Origin of the sequence: Synechococcus sp. SYN20, assembly GCF_014279555.1 — a bacterium.
Classification (GTDB): Bacteria; Cyanobacteriota; Cyanobacteriia; order PCC-6307; family Cyanobiaceae; genus Synechococcus_C.
Genome location: NZ_CP047959.1, coordinates 1,558,472 through 1,576,822, shown reverse-complemented (window position 1 = coordinate 1,576,822; position 18,351 = coordinate 1,558,472). Strand labels below are relative to the sequence as shown.

19 protein-coding genes are annotated in these 18,351 nt (G+C 52.8%); 8 read left to right on the top strand and 11 right to left on the bottom strand.

The window, feature by feature from the left end; genetic code table 11:
* The first annotated feature begins 101 nt into the window (after positions 1–101).
* Positions 102–815, top strand: coding sequence for a response regulator transcription factor (locus SynSYN20_RS08185; RefSeq protein WP_186522879.1), 714 nt, complete (start codon positions 102–104; stop codon positions 813–815).
* Positions 816–893: 78 nt separating this feature from the next.
* On the opposite strand, the gene SynSYN20_RS08180 is transcribed toward SynSYN20_RS08185, so the two are convergent.
* Positions 894–1,454, bottom strand: a complete 561-nt coding sequence (locus SynSYN20_RS08180) for a Crp/Fnr family transcriptional regulator (RefSeq protein ID WP_370586656.1) — start codon at positions 1,452–1,454, stop codon at positions 894–896.
* 321 nt (positions 1,455–1,775) lie between these two features.
* On the opposite strand from SynSYN20_RS08180, the gene SynSYN20_RS08175 reads away from it, so the two are divergent.
* Positions 1,776–2,798, top strand: coding sequence for an ArsJ-associated glyceraldehyde-3-phosphate dehydrogenase (locus SynSYN20_RS08175; RefSeq protein WP_186522875.1), 1,023 nt, complete (start codon positions 1,776–1,778; stop codon positions 2,796–2,798).
* Positions 2,795–4,051 carry an organoarsenical effux MFS transporter ArsJ gene (arsJ, locus tag SynSYN20_RS08170; protein WP_186522874.1) on the top strand — a complete coding sequence of 419 codons (1,257 nt, stop codon included), beginning with the start codon at positions 2,795–2,797 and terminating at the stop codon, positions 4,049–4,051. The genes SynSYN20_RS08175 and arsJ overlap by 4 nt, the downstream gene beginning before the upstream one ends.
* Before the next feature lie 211 nt (positions 4,052–4,262).
* On the opposite strand, the gene pstS is transcribed toward arsJ, so the two are convergent.
* The 3 genes from pstS to SynSYN20_RS08155 form a co-directional block, all read right to left on the bottom strand.
* Positions 4,263–5,267: a phosphate ABC transporter substrate-binding protein PstS gene (pstS, locus tag SynSYN20_RS08165; protein WP_186522873.1), complete on the bottom strand. Its 1,005-nt coding sequence runs from the start codon at positions 5,265–5,267 to the stop codon at positions 4,263–4,265.
* Between the two features lie 134 nt (positions 5,268–5,401).
* A complete protein-coding gene (locus SynSYN20_RS08160; RefSeq protein WP_186522872.1) occupies positions 5,402–5,704 on the bottom strand; it encodes a hypothetical protein in 303 nt (100 codons plus the stop codon).
* 112 nt (positions 5,705–5,816) lie between these two features.
* On the bottom strand, positions 5,817–6,608 hold the full coding sequence (locus tag SynSYN20_RS08155; RefSeq protein WP_186522871.1) for a 3'-5' exonuclease: 792 nt from the start codon (positions 6,606–6,608) through the stop codon (positions 5,817–5,819).
* An 84-nt stretch (positions 6,609–6,692) separates the two neighbouring features.
* Between SynSYN20_RS08155 and SynSYN20_RS08150 the strand changes: the two genes are divergently transcribed.
* From SynSYN20_RS08150 to SynSYN20_RS08140, 3 genes are read left to right on the top strand one after another with little or no spacing between them, the layout of a single operon-like run.
* Entirely contained in the window at positions 6,693–7,151 is a 459-nt protein-coding gene (locus SynSYN20_RS08150; RefSeq protein WP_186522869.1) for a peroxiredoxin, read from the top strand.
* Positions 7,148–7,891 (top strand): DUF1350 family protein, encoded by a 744-nt coding sequence (locus SynSYN20_RS08145; RefSeq protein ID WP_186522867.1) that lies wholly within the window; start codon positions 7,148–7,150, stop codon positions 7,889–7,891. Before SynSYN20_RS08150 ends, SynSYN20_RS08145 begins: the two co-directional genes overlap by 4 nt.
* 25 nt (positions 7,892–7,916) lie before the next feature.
* Positions 7,917–8,390 carry a TerB family tellurite resistance protein gene (locus SynSYN20_RS08140; RefSeq protein WP_186522865.1) on the top strand — a complete coding sequence of 158 codons (474 nt, stop codon included), beginning with the start codon at positions 7,917–7,919 and terminating at the stop codon, positions 8,388–8,390.
* A gap of 55 nt (positions 8,391–8,445) precedes the next feature.
* Here SynSYN20_RS08140 and acs read toward each other — a convergent pair whose 3' ends face one another.
* Complete coding sequence (gene acs, locus SynSYN20_RS08135; protein WP_186522864.1) at positions 8,446–10,416, bottom strand: acetate--CoA ligase; 1,971 nt, start codon at positions 10,414–10,416, stop codon at positions 8,446–8,448.
* A 100-nt stretch (positions 10,417–10,516) separates the two neighbouring features.
* On the opposite strand from acs, the gene SynSYN20_RS08130 reads away from it, so the two are divergent.
* Positions 10,517–11,221 carry an HAD family phosphatase gene (locus SynSYN20_RS08130; RefSeq protein WP_186522863.1) on the top strand — a complete coding sequence of 235 codons (705 nt, stop codon included), beginning with the start codon at positions 10,517–10,519 and terminating at the stop codon, positions 11,219–11,221.
* On the opposite strand, the gene sds is transcribed toward SynSYN20_RS08130, so the two are convergent.
* The 5 genes from sds to SynSYN20_RS08105 are packed head-to-tail and all read right to left on the bottom strand — an operon-like array spanning position 11,205 to position 15,711.
* Positions 11,205–12,176, bottom strand: coding sequence for a solanesyl diphosphate synthase (gene sds, locus SynSYN20_RS08125; RefSeq protein WP_186522862.1), 972 nt, complete (start codon positions 12,174–12,176; stop codon positions 11,205–11,207). The two genes, SynSYN20_RS08130 and sds, sit on opposite strands and share 17 nt — an antisense overlap.
* Before the next feature lie 37 nt (positions 12,177–12,213).
* Positions 12,214–13,005 (bottom strand): glutamate racemase, encoded by a 792-nt coding sequence (gene murI / locus SynSYN20_RS08120; RefSeq protein WP_186522858.1) that lies wholly within the window; start codon positions 13,003–13,005, stop codon positions 12,214–12,216.
* Entirely contained in the window at positions 13,002–14,096 is a 1,095-nt protein-coding gene (locus SynSYN20_RS08115) for an N-acetylmuramoyl-L-alanine amidase (protein WP_186522856.1), read from the bottom strand. The genes murI and SynSYN20_RS08115 overlap by 4 nt, the downstream gene beginning before the upstream one ends.
* 5 nt (positions 14,097–14,101) lie before the next feature.
* On the bottom strand, positions 14,102–14,923 hold the full coding sequence (locus SynSYN20_RS08110; protein WP_115070266.1) for a carbon-nitrogen hydrolase family protein: 822 nt from the start codon (positions 14,921–14,923) through the stop codon (positions 14,102–14,104).
* A 47-nt stretch (positions 14,924–14,970) separates the two neighbouring features.
* Positions 14,971–15,711, bottom strand: a complete 741-nt coding sequence (locus SynSYN20_RS08105) for a 2-phosphosulfolactate phosphatase family protein (RefSeq protein ID WP_186525530.1) — start codon at positions 15,709–15,711, stop codon at positions 14,971–14,973.
* Positions 15,712–15,776: 65 nt separating this feature from the next.
* Here SynSYN20_RS08105 and SynSYN20_RS08100 point away from each other — a divergent pair, with 65 nt between their 5' ends.
* Positions 15,777–17,336: a UbiD family decarboxylase gene (locus SynSYN20_RS08100; RefSeq protein ID WP_186522854.1), complete on the top strand. Its 1,560-nt coding sequence runs from the start codon at positions 15,777–15,779 to the stop codon at positions 17,334–17,336.
* On the opposite strand, the gene SynSYN20_RS08095 is transcribed toward SynSYN20_RS08100, so the two are convergent.
* Positions 17,311–18,315, bottom strand: a complete 1,005-nt coding sequence (locus SynSYN20_RS08095; protein ID WP_186522852.1) for an extracellular solute-binding protein — start codon at positions 18,313–18,315, stop codon at positions 17,311–17,313. The two genes, SynSYN20_RS08100 and SynSYN20_RS08095, sit on opposite strands and share 26 nt — an antisense overlap.
* Between the last annotated feature and the right edge of the window lie 36 nt (positions 18,316–18,351).

Genomic DNA, 18,351 nt, shown 5'->3' with positions numbered 1-18,351 from the left:
CCGTCTATCTCTAGATGGATGGACCCAGACCTGCAAAGGAATAGCTCTTTGGCTACAGTGGGGGCCATACCTAAAAGATTTTTTAAGGTGTTCAAACCTGCATGACAACAGATTTTTTTGATATCTCCCATGCAGCCCGTCTGTTGATTGTGGATCACGATGCAGAAACCCGTGATCTCATCTGTGGCGTTCTTTCGGAAGAAGACTTTGACGTTAAAGCTCTGGACAATGGACTACTTGCATGGGAGCTGCTACAGGATGAAGAGTTTGAATTGATTGTTCTTGATCGAAAGCTTCCTGGGGTTAGTGGCTTTGATCTTTGCAGAAAACTCAGAATGCAAAATAATCAATCTCTTGTTTTAATGATTAGTCGTTTGGATACAGAAGCTGATCGTGTCATGGGCCTTGAAGTTGGTGCCGATGACTACTTAGTGAAGCCATTTGGGAGTCGAGAGTTTTTGGCTCGTTGTAGAGCCCTTTTGCGGCGTCACCCATTAAGTGGAGCGGCACCTGTTTTTGAAAAATTTGAGTGTTGCGATTTGAAGCTCTTTTCTGATGAATGTAGAGCTTCTCGTGATGGCTTTGATATTAAATTATCGCCTAAGGAGTTTAAACTCCTTGAGCTATTTATGCAACATCCTAAGAGAGTCTGGAGCAGAGACGAGTTGCTAGATCAGATATGGGGAGTCGACTATATCGGCGACAAAAAAACTGTTGATGTTCATATTCGTTGGTTACGTGAAAAAATTGAAGTCAATCCTTCTACTCCAACAAAAATATTCACTGTTCGCGGATTTGGCTACCGATTCTGTTGATAGGTTCCTGTATTAGACGCAATTGATAGTCATCTTTATGGTTATATATTTGCTCCGTATCTGCGTTAAGGACTTCGTTTAAGCCAAGATCTTTTTGTTTTCGATTGTATTTCTACTCGGAAGGTGGCTTACGATGATCTTTTGTTTGCTGTCATATTGAAGCCAACCACTCTCTTTGAGTTGTCCTAGCACCTTTGTGATTGTGACTCGGGTTGTGCTTACAGCACTTGCGATTTCTTGATGGGTTAGGCGTAAATTTAGTTTGAGGCCTTGATCGCAAGGTTGACCATAATCTTCTGCCATCAGCTCCAAAAAGCTTTTTACACGATTTTCAACACCACGCAGGCCCAATAGGGCGATCAGAGCTTCCGACTGACGGGTTCTATGCATCATTGCCTTCATCAAATTGTTGCTCAGATGAGGCGTAGTATTCACATCTTGAATGGACAAACCCAGCAAGTCGCAGTGATCAAGAGTTGTGGCCTCGAACAGGTCCAAATGCGTTAATGGCTCTCCAAAGGGCTCATTGGGTCCTGCAATTGCAAGCAAAACATCATCACCTTGCTCGTTGAGGCAACTTAATTTAACAATGCCTCGTACAACGATCCAAATGTGATCTGGGAGTAAGGGTACCTTCACTCCTGAATCGAAATGAATGGAGCGACGTCGATAACTGTTTTCTAGATCTCCGAGGAATCCGCTGGAGCTGCTAGGCGTGCAAACCATTTCTCGATATACGAGTGGTATGTGGTAACCCTATGGAGCCTGATTCAGCACTGAGCAAAGAGCTGGTAATGGTTTGTTTAAGGATTTTTGTCTTCAGCGCTGATGTCTCGCTTTTTGCCATCTCGACGTGTTGTGCTGGATATCTTTACCTATCCTGTCGAATGCTTTAACCCTTTCTAAACACAGCGCCTCCAACTGTTGAGTATTAGTAGTGTCATCTATTGCTCAACTTCGATGCGCATTGGCATCAATGGTTTTGGCCGGATTGGTCGGCTCGTTTTTCGTGCTCTATGGGGCCGACCCGGAATTGATATCGTTCATGTGAACGATTGCGCTGGTGATGCTGCAGCTGCAGCCCATCTGCTTCACTTCGATTCTGTTCATGGACGCTGGCAACATGAGGTTCGCCCCCATGCAACGGGCTTCCTCGTTGGCGACCAGGAGGTGCGATTCAGCTCAGAGAGTGATCCTACAAAAGCAGGCTGGAGTGACTCTGGCGTGGAGATGTTGCTTGAGTGCAGTGGGAAGTTCAAATCATCAGAATTGCTTCAATCATTTTTAAATATCCTTAACCTAAAAAGAATACTTGTTGCATGTCCAGTTAAGGGGTCTGTTGATGATGTCGAAATCCTTAATATCGTTTATGGGATTAATCATCATCTCTATGATCCCAGTCGGAATAGGGTCGTAACGGCTGCATCTTGTACAACCAATTGTCTTGCACCCATTGTGCAGGTTATTCATAATAGCTTTGGGATTAAGCATGGTTCGATTACTACATTGCACGATGTCACCAATACTCAGGTTGTTGTAGATGGGTTTCACAACGACTTGCGACGTGCTCGATCCTGTCTCCAAAGCGTGATCCCAACCACGACAGGATCAGCAAAAGCTATCGGTCTTATCTTTCCTGAATTAGAGGGAAAGTTGAATGGTCATGCGGTGAGGATTCCACTCTTGAATGCATCGCTCACTGATGCAGTGTTTGAGCTTGAGAAGGAAGTATGCGTTGAGGATGTTAATGGAGCCTTTGAGGCTGCTGCCAATGGAGACCTTCATGGCATTCTTGGCTATGAAACTCGACCGTTGGTGTCAGTGGATTATGTCAATGACAATCGCAGCACCATTGTTGATGCGTTGTCGACCATGGTTATCAACGGCACTCAAGTCAAGATTTATGCCTGGTATGACAATGAGTGGGGGTACAGCTCACGAATGGCAGATCTGGCATGCCATGTGGTCTCCCTCGAGGAATGAGGCTCTCTTCGCTGCAGCAATACAGCGTCGTGACCGCCAATTACTGGGCGTTCACGCTTACCGATGGTGCCTTGCGCATGTTGGTGTTGTTTCACTTCCATGAACTTGGTTATTCCACCCTTGAGATTGCGTTTCTATTTCTCTTTTATGAATTTTTTGGCATCCTGACCAATCTCTATGGTGGTTTGATAGGTGCTCGTTATGGGTTACGTCTTACGCTTTGGGTTGGCACGTTGCTGCAGATCTTTGCGTTGTTGATGTTGATACCTGTGGCTGCTAGTTGGCCCAAGTTGTTGAGTGTGAGCTATGTGATGGTGGCTCAGGCAATCAGTGGCATTGCAAAGGACCTCAATAAAATGAGCGCCAAAAGTGCAATTAAGGTGGTTGTTCCCGTGAATGCAGATGAGGCAGAAACGGGTGAATCACAACTATTTAAATGGGTTGCGATTCTTACTGGCTCTAAAAATGCACTGAAGGGAGTCGGTTTTTTTCTGGGAGGGGTTCTTCTCACATCCTTTGGATTCAATCTTGCAGTTGGCTGGATGGCGGCAGGTTTGGCATTTGCATTTCTGCCAACGTTGGTTTTGCCAGCTGATTTCGGCAAGATGAAGGACAAGCCTTCGATCTCGTCACTGTTCTCTAAATCTGAGGGGATCAACGTTTTGTCCTTGGCTCGTTTCTTCTTGTTTGGGGCTAGGGATGTCTGGTTTGTGGTGGCTCTGCCTGTTTTTCTAGAGGCGTCTTTGGGTTGGAGCTTCTGGGAGATCGGTGGTTTTCTGGGCCTTTGGGTGATTGGATACGGCCTCGTCCAGGGGGCAGCCCCTGCTTTACGTCGTCTTTGGGGTAAGACCACTCCACCTGGGGTTTCATCCCTGCAGTTTTGGAGTGCCTTGTTAACTGCGGTCCCTGCCCTCATCGCTGTTGCCCTATGGCGAGAAGTCGATGTGTCGATTGCGATCACTGCAGGACTGGCTGTTTTTGGAGTGGTGTTTGCAATGAACTCCTCTATTCATTCCTACATGGTTCTGTCGTACACCGATTCCGAGAACGTTAGTCTTAACGTTGGTTTTTATTACATGGCGAATGCTGCTGGCCGTTTAACGGGCACCTTGTTGTCTGGAGCTATTTTCTTTGTAGGGGGAATGGAGGCTTGTTTGTGGATGTCCTCCGTTCTTGTAGGTTTGGCATTTTTGAGCAGTTGTCAATTACCGCCACCTCCTAGACATTGCGTTAATACCATCCAGTCTGTGTGATTCTCTATATTAATTTTTCTCTATAGATTTTTTTGTGTGTGTACTATTTAGGCGAGTTTTTTTTGCGCTTCTATGATGTATTTGCGATGACTTTGTAGCGGGCAGGGCGTCCTGCGGCTCTTCATGTGGCTAACTTTTACTCATAAAAATAGGGGGGAGAATTTGTTCTCCCCCCTGTCTGTTTTACCTTTTGTCGTTATTCGACGAAGGATTACTCTTTGATTGTGTTGACAGCTTCTTTGGCTTTGCTAACCACTTCCGGCGGAAGTGAAACGTAGCCAAGTTCTGGAGCTATGGACTGGGCCTCGTCAGAGAGCATGTAGTTGAAGGTCTTCTGAAGCAGAGGCAGCTTTTCAGCATTGCCGTTGGCGTAGGCCAGCACCCACGTGAACGTCACGATTGGATATCCACCCATAGGATTGGGGTTCCCACCGATCAGATCTGGTCCAAGATCGATGGATCCCAATGCTTCACTGGCAGTTTTGTTGGTGGGAACAACTTGCTTCCCTGAGCCGTTTTGAACAGCTGCTGCTTGCAAGTCTCCTTTCACATAGGCCAGTTCGACGTAGCCAATGCCGCCATCGATTTGTTGAAGTTGAGCAGAAACACCTTCGTTTCCTTTGGCTCCAATTCCAGATGGCCACTGCACAGATTTGTCTGCGCCCACATTATCTTTCCATTCAGGACTAATTGCTGAAAGGTGCTTGGTGAAGTTGTATGTGGTTCCAGATCCATCGGATCGATGCACAATCTTGATGGCTTTTGGATCGCAACCCAGTTCGCTGTAGTTTTTAATCGTGCCTAAAAAGATGCCGGATAATTGATCTTGCGTTAGCTTCAGTTCACAGTCTGAGTTGTTGTAAGCAACGGCGATTGCACCAGCTGTCATCGGGATCTGAACAACACCTCGACTTACTTTGTCAATGGCTTCGGGTTTCATTGGCTTGTCAGAAGCCCCGAAGTCGACCGTTCCTGCAGTGAATTGGCGTACTCCTGCTCCAGAACCTACAGATTGATAATTGACTTCCATCCCTTGTGGCGCTAGATCCGAAAACCAGCGTTGATAAATCGCAGCGGGAAAGGATGCACCTGCTGCAGAGAGTGTCCCTTCAATGTTTTTGTTGCTGTTTTCTGTACTTGTACACGCTGCAAGGCTGAGGCCTGCAGCCACACCCATGAGAGTGAGGGATGAGCGAATCATGAAAGGACGACGCATGCTGCGAAATCACTGCTCGCTTGTTTTAAGAGCTGATCTTCATAAGCAATTAAAGTGAGCATTAAGAAATGGTTATCAGTTTGGTTTCCCCAGCCTCTCAGGATCTTTGGGATCTCCATATCTGAATCGTCTGATCATGTGCTGTGGCTGTCTTGTAGGGGGTCGGGTTTGTAGTTTTGAGTGCAAATCAAACGCGTTGCAACGGCATAGCGATTGAGCCAGCGGTTCACTCGGGTGCGCTGGATGGGAGGAACCTCCTCCACCAATTGTGAAAGTTCAATCGCCCCGAGCCGTCTTAACTCGCGAACATCCACGTGCCAAAGGGATTCTGCTTCTCGGATTAAACGCGCCCAAGTGCGCGCTTGTTGCCAGCGCCTCAAACGACGCCGTAGGGGGTCAAAGGTCCTGAATTCGCAGTGGCTGAGTGGTCTCTGCACGCTGGGACGAAGGTAGAGAACAACCGTACTGACAGCCTGATGCCGCGGACCTTCTCCGTGAAAAATCCCCTACCTGCCTTCGGATTGCTGAAACAAAACCAGGTGGTTGACGTCAAATTTCCTCTTGTTGCACGACTGGAAATGGCAGTTCTTCCACTTCACGGGTGCTGAGACGCCTTGTCCAGGCTCCTTTCACAGGATCATTCCAGCGGAAGCCTGCATCTCGAGCAAGCTGGCGATCGTCGTAGGAGACCTGAGCTCGCATGAGGGAACGGGGTTCGCGCCCATGTTCAATGAGTTGTTCCAATTGACTGCAACGGCGGAACACTTCGGCCAAATAAATGCAATCGCTGAGAGCGCGATGGGCTGCCCAAACCGGAATCTCGTAGGCCAATGCCAAATCTCGGACGGAAGGGCGTGACCGCAGTTGTTTTTCTTTCGGCCAACGCATGTCCTCCATGCTGCAGAGCCAGGGCAGATCTGTTGCAGGAAGATGGCCCCTGCCAAACCATTGCCGATCGAAGGCCGCATTGTGTGCCACTAAAAGATCAGCAGCGTTCAGCAGCTCTTGGAAGTAATCCAATCCTGGTTTCCAGGGTTGCGGCAAGCGCGTCACTGCTGCGGGGATGCGATTGATGGCCTCAGCTCCATTGGTCGCAACGGGTAACAAGCAAGACATCTGGGCCAGGATCTGCCGGCTTGGGACATCGAACAAAATCGCCCCAATCTCAAGGCAGTGATGCGCTTCAGGTTCGAGGCCAGAGGTTTCGGTATCAATGATCAGCAGGGTGCGCGCTGCCGATGTGTTGCGCTCTTGCTTTGCTTGCTTCGGTAAAGGTTGCGGCTCTTCAACCTGGAATTCACCCAGAAGATTCAATTGACCAGGAACAGCGCCTGACTCCATCACTCCAGCTCGCTCGTTCTTAAAACCATTCTCCCGTCTCGCCCTAGGTGCTTCCTAGGGTGCCGCCAATTCTTGATTTCCTTTATGGCTCTCACGATCGGAGACCGGGCACCAGAGATTGCCCTCGAAGATCAAGACGGCGTGCTGCGTCGTCGTGATGAGCTGCAAGACAAGGTGTTGGTGCTGTTTTTTTACCCTAAGGACGACACTCCCGGCTGCACTGCTGAAGCGTGTGCCTTCCGCGATACCTATTCCTCTTTCGAGGCTCTCGGTGCTGTTGTGTGGGGTGTGAGTAGCGACGATGCTGTGAGCCATCGAAAATTTGCCCAGCGTTATCAATTGCCCTTTCCTCTCCTCAGTGATCGAGGGCAACGCCTACGTACAAGTTTTGGCGTTCCCAAAGTTCTTGGCTTGCTTCCAGGACGGGTGACCTATGTGATTGATGCCGAAGGCACCATTCGCCATATCTTCAACAACATGCTCGATGGGCCAGCGCACGTGCGTGAAGCGGAACGGATCGTGAAGGAGTTGTCCAAAGGATGAGCCGCTGGCAGCGACAACACGGCTGTTGGTGCCTCTGGCCTGCTTCAGCGCAAGGTCTCGTTGAATTTATTGGCGGGAGCTATTTAGCAACTAATCCCCAGATCAGTTACCGACGCCTATTGGAAGGTTTGGCTGCCCGTCAGCTTGCGGTTCACGCTTGGAGCTATGTGCCAGGTTTCGACCATCAGCTGCAGGCCAGAGAAGCTTGGCAGGCCTTACGCGCCTGTCGTTCAGTCCTCAACCAACGCTTGGGTAAGGATCTCGTTCCGGTGCGTGTGGGTCACAGCTTGGGCTGCAAGTTGCATTTGCTGGCCCCGGATGGAGGTCGCAACAGTCTTGCGATGGCCGCCTTGAGCTTCAACAACTTCACCGCTGAACGCTCGATTCCCCTACTGGGCACATTGGCGCCAAGCCTTGGTGTGGTCACGGAATTCAGCCCTGGACCTGAGGAAACACTGCGCTTGATCGAACGCTATTACCTCCAGCCTCACAACCTGGTGATTCGTTTTGGCTCTGATCAGCTCGATCAAAGCCAGGATTTGATGCAGGCGCTCAGCAAGCGCTCCGGCGACCAAAGTCAGTTTGTTCCTATGAAGGGAGATCACCTCACCCCTGCGAGTGCTGGACTTAGACAAGGGCTCTTAGGAGATTGGGCCGATGATCCATCAAGAGCCAGGGTGATCGGCAACTTGATTGAATCCATTCGCAATCTTGGACTCGGCCTTGAACGTCAGCGATGATTGAAGAAGCCCTGTTTAGACCGTTGTGAGCGCCAACCCACAAAAAGTACTTCTGCAGATTGCAAGGTGTATCGCGCTGAGTGATGGCACCATCTCAGACGAGGAAGATCGTTTGCTCAAAGACTTGCCTGAGCGCTTATATCTCGAGGAGAGCACACCTGATGACAGGCCCAATCAGCCTCAAAGTTTGACTGAGCTCGCCAAATTGCTCACCAATCACACCGATCAATGCACAGCGGTCAGGGTGGCTTGTTTGGTGGCGGGTGTGTCGCGGAATCCAGGCGATAACGCTGATATCAATGCAAAAGAACGAACGGCTTATCGAGAGTTAATCGCTGCGCTTCAAGTTTCGGATGAGGAATTAAACGAAATCCAATGGGCTGCCAAAGAGGAGCTTCAGCAGAAACCCTCTCTTCTCAACATGATTTTGGATGCCATTTATGGCAAAGATGGCTGGCCCGATCAAGCGCTGCTCCCACCCGACTTTCCAATGATTTGAGATCGACCGATGCAGCAGCAGCTCTCGCCGCTGATGCTGCATCGGATGTCTGGACTTAGCCGCGTAGACGATCAAGAACGGAGCGGTCTTCCAGCGTGCTGGTATCGCCTGTGACCTCTTCACCGGCAGCAAGAGCGCGGAGAATCCGGCGCATGATCTTGCCACTACGCGTTTTTGGCAACGCATCGCTGCAGCGAATCTCGTCGGGCCTGGCGATCGGTCCGATCTCCTTGCCGACATGGGCGCGCAGTTCGGCAACGAGGGCGTCGTTGGACTCTCGTCCCAGTTCCAGCGTCACGAAGGCAACGATGCCCTCACCTTTGAGATCATCGGGTCGACCGACGACAGCCGCTTCGGCTACGGCGGGATGGCTCACCAAGGCCGACTCGATTTCCATCGTGCCAAGACGATGACCCGAGACATTGATCACGTCATCCACTCGCCCCATCACCCAGAAATATCCGTCGGTATCACGGCGTGCCCCATCACCTGCAAAGTAGAGGTATGAGCCATCTGCAGGGCGAATGGCTTCCCAGTAGCTCTCCCGGTACCGCTGCGGATTTCCATGAACGGTGCGCATCATTCCTGGCCAAGGGGCTCGCACCGCTAGGTATCCGCCCTCGTTTGGTCCGCAGCTCTTGCCTTCGGCATCGATGATGTCGGCTTGGATTCCAGGCAAGGGCAAGGTGGCAGAGCCTGGCTTGGTGGGGGTCGCTCCAGGGAGGGGGCTGATCATCACGCCACCGGTTTCGGTTTGCCACCAGGTGTCAACGATTGGGCAGCGTTCACCGCCCACCACATCGCGATACCACATCCAGGCTTCAGGGTTGATCGGCTCACCGACGGTGCCGAGCAGGCGCAGGCTGCTCATGTCGTACTGATCAGGCACCGCACGTCCACTCCTCATAAAGGCACGAATGGCTGTTGGAGCGGTGTAGAAAATGCTCACTTTGTGCTTCTGGATCATTTCCCAGAACGCCCCTGGCTTGGAGGGTCGAGGAGCTCCCTCGTACATCACTGTGGTGGCGCCGTTCGACAGAGGCCCATAGACGATGTAGCTGTGTCCGGTGATCCAGCCCACATCGGCCGTGCACCAAAACACATCGTCGTCACGGATGTCGAAGATCCATTGAAAGGTCAAATGGGCCCAGAGGTTGTACCCCGCGGTGGTGTGGACCACACCTTTGGGTTTTCCTGTTGATCCAGAGGTGTAAAGCACAAACAAGCGGTCTTCGCTCGCCATGGGCTCAGCGACGCATGCATCCTCTTGATTGGCGACAAGGTCATGCCACCACTGATCTCTCCCATCCACCATCTCCACCGGTTGATCGGTGCGCTTCACAACCAGCACGGAGTGCACCGTTGGGCATGCACCATCGGCAAGCGCTGCATTTACAGCCGGCTTTAGCGACACAGGCTTGTCCTTGCGGAAACCGCCATCGGCGGTGATCACCGCTTTCACTTCACCGTCGATCAGGCGATCACGCAGGGCTTCTGCAGAGAACCCACCAAACACCACAGAGTGAGGAGCGCCAATGCGCGCACAGGCGAGCATCGCGATGGCGGCCTCAGGCACCATCGGCATGTACAGAGCGACAAGGTCACCTTTGCCAATTCCGATGGCCTTGAGGGCGTTGGCGGCACGGCATACCTCGGCATGCAGCTCTTGGTAGGTGAAGGTGCGCACATCCCCGGGTTCTCCCTCCCAGATCAGGGCTGTCTTGTTGGCCTTGGGGCCATTCAGATGACGGTCAAGACAGTTGTAGGAGAGGTTGGTTGTTCCCCCTTCAAACCAGCGCGCAAAGGGTGGGTTGTCCCAGTCGAGAACGGTGTGAAACGGTTCGAACCAATGCAATTCACGACGGGCTGCTTCTCCCCAGAACGTGTCTGGATCGGATTTCGCTGCTTCAGCTAGAGCGCGATAAGACTCCATCCCAGAAATACGCGCATCCCTGGCGAGGTCCGCTGGTGGATCAAAGACACGCTGTTCTTGAAGCACGCTCTCAATGGTGGAACCCTCACTCATCGCTTGCTGCTCAAATGCACTGATAGGACAACACTATCGATGCTTTCAGCATCCTGACCAGTCGCGTTGTCAGAATCCACAGAAGAGTGATGCGGCAACGATGCCAAAGGCAGGATCCTTGTCAGCGCCAAAAGCATGCCTGTTTGATCTTGATGGTCTCCTGCTTGATACCGAACCTTTACAGGCAAAGGCTTGGAAGGAAGCGGCAGCATGCTTCAACGGATCCTTGTCGCGTCAGCAACTTCAACAGCTCAAGGGACGTCGCCGGGAGGACAATGCCAACTTGGTTTGCTCATGGTTGCAGCAGTCCGTTTCAGCGGAGCAACTCCTGAAAGCGCGGGAGCCCATTGCCAAGCGTTTAGTCGCTGAGGCTCCAGCGGTTCCGGGCGCTGAGCAACTGATCCGGTTTTGCAGTTCCCAGCATTTGCCCATGGTGCTGGTCACCAGCAGCAAGGAGGCATCCCTGCTCTACAAAATCTCCGGCCACCCTTGGTTGGATTTAATTCAAAGCCGTGTGTTGGGCGATGACATGGACCTGCGTGCAGGAAAACCAGCTCCTGATCCCTATCTGCTGGCAACCCAAAGGCTGGGGTTGTCTCCCCGTGAATGCTGGGTCTTTGAGGATTCACATGCTGGCTGTCAGTCGGCCTTAGCGGCAGGCTGTTGGGTCTGGCAGTTGGTCGAAACACTCAGTGAAACCGCTGTCATCCAACCCCCTGCGATGCAACATCCTCGTTTAATGCTCATCACCAGCTTGGGGCAGGGAGAGGAGCAACTCCGGCACAGCCTCAGTACAGACGGCTAAGAACAAAATCTGGTAACTCCTGCAAGGCTGCCCGTGATGGAGATTCGGGCATCCAATCCAGGGCTTCGCGTGCTTCGCGTGCAAACGTTTTGGCGAGTTCACGGGTGCGAGGAATGGCTTCCGACTCACGAACCAACGCCAAAGCGATTTCAAGATCACCCTCTCCACTGAATTCGCGTTCAATCAAACCCGACAAAGCAGGTCGTTCCTCAAGGGCGTAAAGAGCGGGAGCTGTGAGATAACCGCTGGATAAATCACTGGCTGCCGGCTTGCCGAGCTGTTGATCACTGCCGGTGAAATCAAGGATGTCATCCACAACCTGGAAGGCCAGACCCAGCTGCCGGCCGTAGTGATACAGAGACTCAAGCTGAGGCTCCGACAAGTCGCTTAAAACACCAGCCGCTTTGGCGCTATTAGCAATGAGTGAAGCGGTTTTGCAGTAGCTCTTCTCGAAATAGGTTTCGAATGACTGGCCTGTATCGAAGCGAAACAAGCCCTGTTTCACCTCTCCATCGGCGAGATCCATGATCACGCGGCTGAGCAATTTCACTACATCGAGATTGTCGAGATTGGCCAGGTGCCAACTCGCCTGGGCAAACAAGAAGTCACCGGCGAGAACGGCCACTCTGTAATTGAATCGGCTGTGGACGGTTTCAACGCCCCGTCGTGTTGAGGCTTCATCCACAACATCGTCGTGAACGAGCGAGGCGGTGTGGATCATCTCCGAGATCTCTGCCAGACGTCGATGGCGTGAGCTCAACTCTCCGTCTGCGGAAAGCGCCCTCGAAATCAGCAACACGATTCCAGGTCTGAGGCGCTTCCCTCCAGCGCTGAAAAGATGTTCAGCAGCTGCCTGGAGAATCGGATGACCAGCTCCTATCAAGCTGCGGAGGTCGCTTAGCAGGATCTCAAGATCCGCCTCGACCGGCTGCAGCAACTCGGTGACGGTGGCCATGAATCCCCTCGGTGCAGAGATCCTAGGAAATGCAGACCTATGGCTGCAGATTCACCAGATCAACGCAAGGCCTTTGCCCCAGCCAAGCCGTGGCTCTCTCGGCAAACCCTGCGGGGTCTTTTGTGACGCAAATATGCGTTGCGGCCAGTGATACCGGCTGATTTTGACTTCCAGGCAAGGGTTGGCCAAGAAAGGCATCGAGTTGGGTGGCGACGGCGACAGCTGGGTCGATCAGACGCATATGAGGGGGCAATAAGTTCGCGAGCAGTGGCACCAGCAGGGGGTAATGGGTGCAACCAAGCACCACCGAATCAACCGAGGCTTCAAGCAAGGGCTGGAGGTATCGAATCGCCGCTGCACGCAGTGCATCGGAACCGAGATCTCCGGTCTCGATCAGCGGAACAAAATCAGGACAGGCCTGTTGAACCACCAAGGTTCCTGGATGGAGCGCCTCGATGCTCTCCCGATAGGCGCCAGAAGCCACCGTTGCTGGAGTCGCGAGAACGCCCACTCTCGACTCTTTCACGAGGGCAGCGGCAGCGCCAATCAGCCCTACAACGGGAACGCCGGCTTGCCCCTCGGTGACATCTCTGGCGAGAGCATTGGTGGTGTTGCAGGCCATCACAACGGTGGAGACCTCTTGGACTCGCAACCAGGCCACCACTTCAGCGGCAATCGAACGGATTTCTGAAGGAGACCGACTTCCGTAGGGAACACGGGCGGTGTCGCCTAAGTAGGTCACCGGCACGGCACCGTGACGCTCCAGGATTCTGCGCAAGACGGTGAGCCCGCCAATGCCACTGTCAAACAGTCCGAGACGAATGGTCAACGCACTCCTTTCAGATAGTCCAGGATGCCGGTGGCAAGAGCTAAAGCCAGCCTCTGACGGTGGGACGAGGTGGCCAGGCGTGGAGAATCAATGTTGCCAGTGACGAATCCCATCTCCACGAGAGCTGCTGGCATTGTCGTGCGCCTAATCACAAAAAAGCGACCTCGCTTAACACCTCGATTCGGGCTGCCGGGAGACACATTTAGCATTTGCTGCTGAAGGTGAGCGGCCAAGCGGGCGGAACGACGGTCGGAGTAGAAAAACGTCTCGATCCCGTTCACATCAGGCCTCGCCATGCTGAGCGCATTGGCATGAATGCTGACGAAAGCATCCGCACCAGCCCGATTGGCAATTGAAACCCGAGGCGGAAGATCAACATCCACTTCAGTTGTTCGCGTCATGATCACCTGGACCCCCTTGGCTTCCAGTAATCGAGCGACTTGCAGGGAGATATCGAGAACGATTTCACTTTCCCTGATCCCTCGGATTCCCACAGCGCCGGGATCGGGACCACCATGGCCTGGGTCGATCACGACGCGGTATTTGCCTCGGGTCACGGTGGGTAAGCCCGCCGCATTCACTGGAGTTTTGCTGGGTTGGATGCGCAGGCCACCCGCCCAGGACCCAGAGGATGCACGGTTGAGATCTCCTTCCCCGATCGCCCTTAACCCTGTGGTGGAAAGCCCTTGAAAGCTGAGCTTCCAGCGATTGGAAGCGGTACCGATCAATTTCAATTGACTGGGATCGAGATCGACCCCTGGCTGAAACTCGATCACCAATCGGGTTTCACCTGCGCTCGGTTTGCCAAGCCGAATTTCGCGAATGGGGCCGGACCCGGGCAGGCTCCTCGATCGACTGAGCTCACCTGGAAAATCGATCCACACCCTTGGACCGCGGTTGCGATCCCCGGCTTCGAAGAAGGCTTGAAGTCGCGCACCCGCCGCGGTGCGCAGCAGGAGCTCCCCTGAAGAACTGAGTTTCCAGGCTGCCAGGGCACTGGCGGCTTGGGCCGGCAGGCTGAGAAGCAGGGATGACGCTTGGACAGCCGCCGCAAGAATGAGCGCACTGAAGCGGAAGGTCAGCGGAGCCATGCCCTTCAGAACAGCGAGGGTTGGCGGTGCTGCAGGCTCGGCATCTGCCCGCGAATGCGCTGGAGATGGCTGGGGTCAATGGGAGCGATGGCGGCCCCTGGAGCCACCCCGGCATCGGACAACACCGTGCCCCAAGGATCCACAATCAGGGAATGCCCGTGGCTCTGTCGTCGCTTGTAGTGCACGCCTGTCTGGGCTGGAGCCAGCACGTAGGCCGTGTTTTCGATCGCCCGTGATTGGAGCAAAACTTGCCAATGGTCCTTCCCTGTGAAGGCTGTGAAGGCAGCGGGAATCATTAACAACTCAGCTCCGGCTCCAACGAGGTGGCGATAGAGCTCAGGGAAGCGCACGTCGTAGCAAATGGACAGCCCCACCCGACAGAGTCCAGGCACATCCACGACGGGAGGGGGGGATGTCCCCGGGCTGAAGCTCGCTGATTCCCGATAGGAGCTCCCGTCTGGGAGATCCACATCAAAGAGGTGGATCTTGTCGTAACTAGCCAGCACTTGACCGTCACGGCCTACCAGTTGTGACCGTTGAAAGTGGCGTTGGCCATCACCGACGGGAACGGGGAAGCCACCACCCAGGATCACGACCTGATAGCGACGGGCCATGGTGACCAGAAAGCGCGCCGCCTGGTCAGCCAATGCCGGTGCCAGTTCGAGTCGCTGCGCGTCGTCACCCATAAAGGCAAAGTTTTCGGGCAAAGCGATCAGCTCTGCGCCACGACGCGCCGCCAAATCGATCTGTTCTTCAGCGGCCGCAAAATTGCTTTCAGGGTCAGTTGTGCTGGTGAGTTGCAGGGCCGCAGCCAAAAAGTCACTCACGTGCGTCCTTTCCGATTGGCAAATGGTATTGGCTTATTGCCGTCCGGCTACCCAGAAACGGCACGAAGCACGCCTGGTTCAGCCTGTGTTGGCACCACCGAGAGCTGATCAAGACCAGCACAGCGTTGGAAATCAGCGTCGTGATCCCCCAGGCGAATCAAGCGCTGTCCATGGGATGCGATCCGTAAACAGGCCTCGGGATTGTCTTTCCATTGAGCCCACAGAGCGAGTGCCGCCTGCATTTCGTCGTTAGCCACGCTGGCCCCTGCTGCCAGGAGGGAGTCGGCGAGGGCGCCGGCTGCCAACGAATCCTCCAAGGAATAGGTCCCTTCCCAGCCGCTTCCCACCATCCATACCTGCTGGGGCTGATCGCGGATCAGTCGTTGTGCCACCGCTTCACGGTTTGGTAAAGCCACCGTGAGCACGCAGGCCACCTCTCGAACCCGGTGCAAGGAGCGGGTGCCATTGGTGGTGCTCATGAACAGGCGCTTGCCCTTCACGGTCTCGGGCACCACGGAAACGGGGGAATTGCCGAGATCAAATCCATCCAGCTTGGAACCTCCCCTCTCGCCCACCAGCAGACGCTTTGCCTCGGGCCAAGCATTGGCTTCTGCTCGAAGTTCATCGAGATCAGCAAAGGTTTGAACGGCTTCCGCTCCGTTGTGCAAGGCCCAGGCAATGGTGGTGGTGGCGCGCAGGACATCGATGACAACAGCGGCGTCAGGACCGTCTGAACCGTTGATGGTGTCTGGCACGTCACCAGCAACGTGGAAATAGGCAACCTTCATGGCCACGATCTCGATCAGCGTGCGTCACAGTAACCAGATTGCTTCCTGATCACCCTTTCGACTCCATGGCTTTGATTGGACCCGGCCCTGGAACGAGAGATTTGCGGGACTTCCTCAAGCTGCTGGAAGAGCGCGGGCAGCTGCGGCGGATTACAGCGCCAGTTGATCCAGATCTTGAACTCGCAGCCATTGCTGATCGGGTTCTTGCTGCTGGTGGACCAGCCCTGCTGTTTGAGAACGTGATTGGCTCCAGCATGCCCGTAGCCGTCAACACGCTCGGCACTGTCGAGCGTGTGGTGTGGAGCATGGGTTTGGAGCGGGCTGAACAGCTCGAGGAGCTTGGATCCAGACTCGCCATCCTGCAGCAACCAAGGCCTCCAAAAGACCTCAAGGAGACCAAGCAATTTGCAAGGGTGTTTTGGGATCTGGTGAAGGCACGACCAGACCGCGATCTTGTCCCTCCCTGCCGTCAGCAGATCTTTTTGGGAGATGACGTCAATCTTGATCAAATCCCGCTGATCAGGCCTTGGCCGGGTGATGCCGGTGGTGTGATCACGCTGGGTCTTGTGATCACGAAAGATCCTGAAACCGGAGTCCCAAACGTGGGGGTCTATCGGTTGCAGCGTCAATCGGTCAACACCATGACCGTGCATTGGTTGAGCGTTCGTGGAGGTGCTCGTCATCTACGTAAGGCGGCGGCAATGGGCAAAAAGCTGGAGGTCGCCATCGCTATTGGTGTTCACCCTTTGCTTGTGATGGCAGCAGCAACTCCAATCCCTGTGCAACTCAGTGAATGGCTGTTTGCGGGAATTTATGCAGGGGAGGGCGTGCGTCTCACCCCTTGCAAAACAATTGATCTGCAGGTGCCAAGTTGCAGTGAGGTGGTGTTAGAGGGAACGATCACCCCTGGAGAGGTAAGCCCGGACGGTCCGTTTGGCGACCACATGGGTTTTTACGGTGGTGTGGAAGATTCACCTTTGGTGCGTTTTCACTGCATGACGCAACGGCGGTCGCCGATCTTTCTCACCACGTTCAGTGGCCGGCCACCGAAAGAAGAGGCGATGTTGGCTATTGCTTTAAACAGAATTTATACACCAATACTGCGTCAACAAATTCCAGAAATCAAAGATTTCTTTTTGCCAATGGAGGCACTAAGTTATAAATTAGCAGTTATTTCGATCGACAAAGCCTATCCTGGGCAGGCAAAGAGAGCTGCGATGGCTTTCTGGAGTGCGCTTCCCCAGTTTACTTATACGAAGTTCGTTGTTGTTGTTGACAAGCACATCAATGTGCGTGATCCACGTCAGGTTGTCTGGGCGATTGCAGCGCAAGTTGATCCACAGCGGGATCTATTTGTCTTAGAAAATACACCCTTTGACACCCTTGACTTTGCTAGCGAACAACTAGGCCTGGGTGGAAGGATGGCCATTGATGCCACGACCAAAATTGGACCAGAAAAAAATCATGAGTGGGGTGAGCCACTGAGCCGTCCAGCGGACTTAGAGAAAAAAGTTACTGACCGGCTCGAGGAGCTTGGATTGTCAGATCTTGAAGATGCTGAACCAGATCCTGCACTCTTTGGTTATGTCTTAGATAAGCTTATTTCCATCCAGCCTCGGTCATAAGACGAATCGCCTCTTTGTTGTAGCGACTCAGTTGCGAAATAGTGACGCGATCAGGAGTGAATTTCGTCATTCCTTTGAGGTAGGTTGAGCCGCCAACCCCTTTTAAGGGGAACTCATAGGTTGGCCCTGCAAGTCCAGCGCTTCCTTGAGGGGATGAGAGATATTCGATCAATTTAACTGCATTTTTCTTGTTCTTAGAATAATGTGAAACTGCTGCAGCACTGATATTGACGTGAGCAGGTTTAGGCATCACGATTTTTACTTTGTTAGCAAATTGCTGATCTTTTTTTCCGTTGACTCCCGCTCTCATGCGAGCTAGATAATAGTGATTCACAACTCCAACGCCACACTGGCCTTGGGCAACAGCCCGAATGAGGCCAATGTCACCACCAAAATAGGGTTGACTAACATTATTAGTAAGACCTTTCAGCCAGGTTTTAACCTTAGCTGTTCCCTTTAGCGCAAGTTGATCGGCAACAAGTGATTGATTGTAGACATTTTTTCTCTTTCTAAGACAAACTTTCCCCTTTAGGGCTGGGCTCGCCAGTTGTGAATATGACGTGACTGAAGATGGTGAAACAAGTGCTGGATTAACAATAATCGCGCGCACGCGTCGGGTTAAGCCAAACCACCTTTTCTTGGGATCGCGATAGCGAGATGGTACAGATTGATCCAAAGATGAGGATTGAATGCTGCCAAAGAGTCCTGCATTGGCTGCATTATTGATGCGTGCAGCATCAACTAAGATGATGACATCAGCTTTTGTATTCTTACCTTCGCTCTTTAATCTTTGAACTAATGAAATCCCTGAGGCTTCAACTAGGCGAACTTTGATTCCGGTTTGATCTGAAAACTTTTTATAAACTTGACGGTCAGTATTGTAATGACGACCAGAGTATACTCTGACTTCTTCTGCCGCAAAAGCTGGCGCAAATAGTGCTAGAGGCAAAAGAGATGTGAGAAATAAAAAAGGTTTCATCTCAATAAAGCATTTTCTTTTATTATAGAAGCCTGT

Excerpts from the sequence above, each read along its gene's own strand:
- SynSYN20_RS08095 (WP_186522852.1), bottom strand. The coding sequence starts at position 18,315 with ATGAAACCTTTTTTATTTCTCACATCTCTTTTGCCTCTAGCACTATTT.
- SynSYN20_RS08105 (WP_186525530.1), bottom strand. The coding sequence starts at position 15,711 with ATGAAGGTTGCCTATTTCCACGTTGCTGGTGACGTGCCAGACACCATC.
- SynSYN20_RS08185 (WP_186522879.1), top strand. The coding sequence starts at position 102 with ATGACAACAGATTTTTTTGATATCTCCCATGCAGCCCGTCTGTTGATT.
- SynSYN20_RS08155 (WP_186522871.1), bottom strand. The coding sequence starts at position 6,608 with ATGGAGTCAGGCGCTGTTCCTGGTCAATTGAATCTTCTGGGTGAATTC.
- SynSYN20_RS08100 (WP_186522854.1), top strand. The coding sequence starts at position 15,777 with ATGGCTTTGATTGGACCCGGCCCTGGAACGAGAGATTTGCGGGACTTC.
- SynSYN20_RS08145 (WP_186522867.1), top strand. The coding sequence starts at position 7,148 with ATGAGCCGCTGGCAGCGACAACACGGCTGTTGGTGCCTCTGGCCTGCT.
- arsJ (WP_186522874.1), top strand. The coding sequence starts at position 2,795 with ATGAGGCTCTCTTCGCTGCAGCAATACAGCGTCGTGACCGCCAATTAC.
- acs (WP_186522864.1), bottom strand. The coding sequence starts at position 10,416 with ATGAGTGAGGGTTCCACCATTGAGAGCGTGCTTCAAGAACAGCGTGTC.
- SynSYN20_RS08150 (WP_186522869.1), top strand. The coding sequence starts at position 6,693 with ATGGCTCTCACGATCGGAGACCGGGCACCAGAGATTGCCCTCGAAGAT.
- pstS (WP_186522873.1), bottom strand. The coding sequence starts at position 5,267 with ATGCGTCGTCCTTTCATGATTCGCTCATCCCTCACTCTCATGGGTGTG.
- sds (WP_186522862.1), bottom strand. The coding sequence starts at position 12,176 with ATGGCCACCGTCACCGAGTTGCTGCAGCCGGTCGAGGCGGATCTTGAG.
- SynSYN20_RS08115 (WP_186522856.1), bottom strand. The coding sequence starts at position 14,096 with ATGGCTCCGCTGACCTTCCGCTTCAGTGCGCTCATTCTTGCGGCGGCT.
- SynSYN20_RS08130 (WP_186522863.1), top strand. The coding sequence starts at position 10,517 with ATGCCAAAGGCAGGATCCTTGTCAGCGCCAAAAGCATGCCTGTTTGAT.
- SynSYN20_RS08175 (WP_186522875.1), top strand. The coding sequence starts at position 1,776 with ATGCGCATTGGCATCAATGGTTTTGGCCGGATTGGTCGGCTCGTTTTT.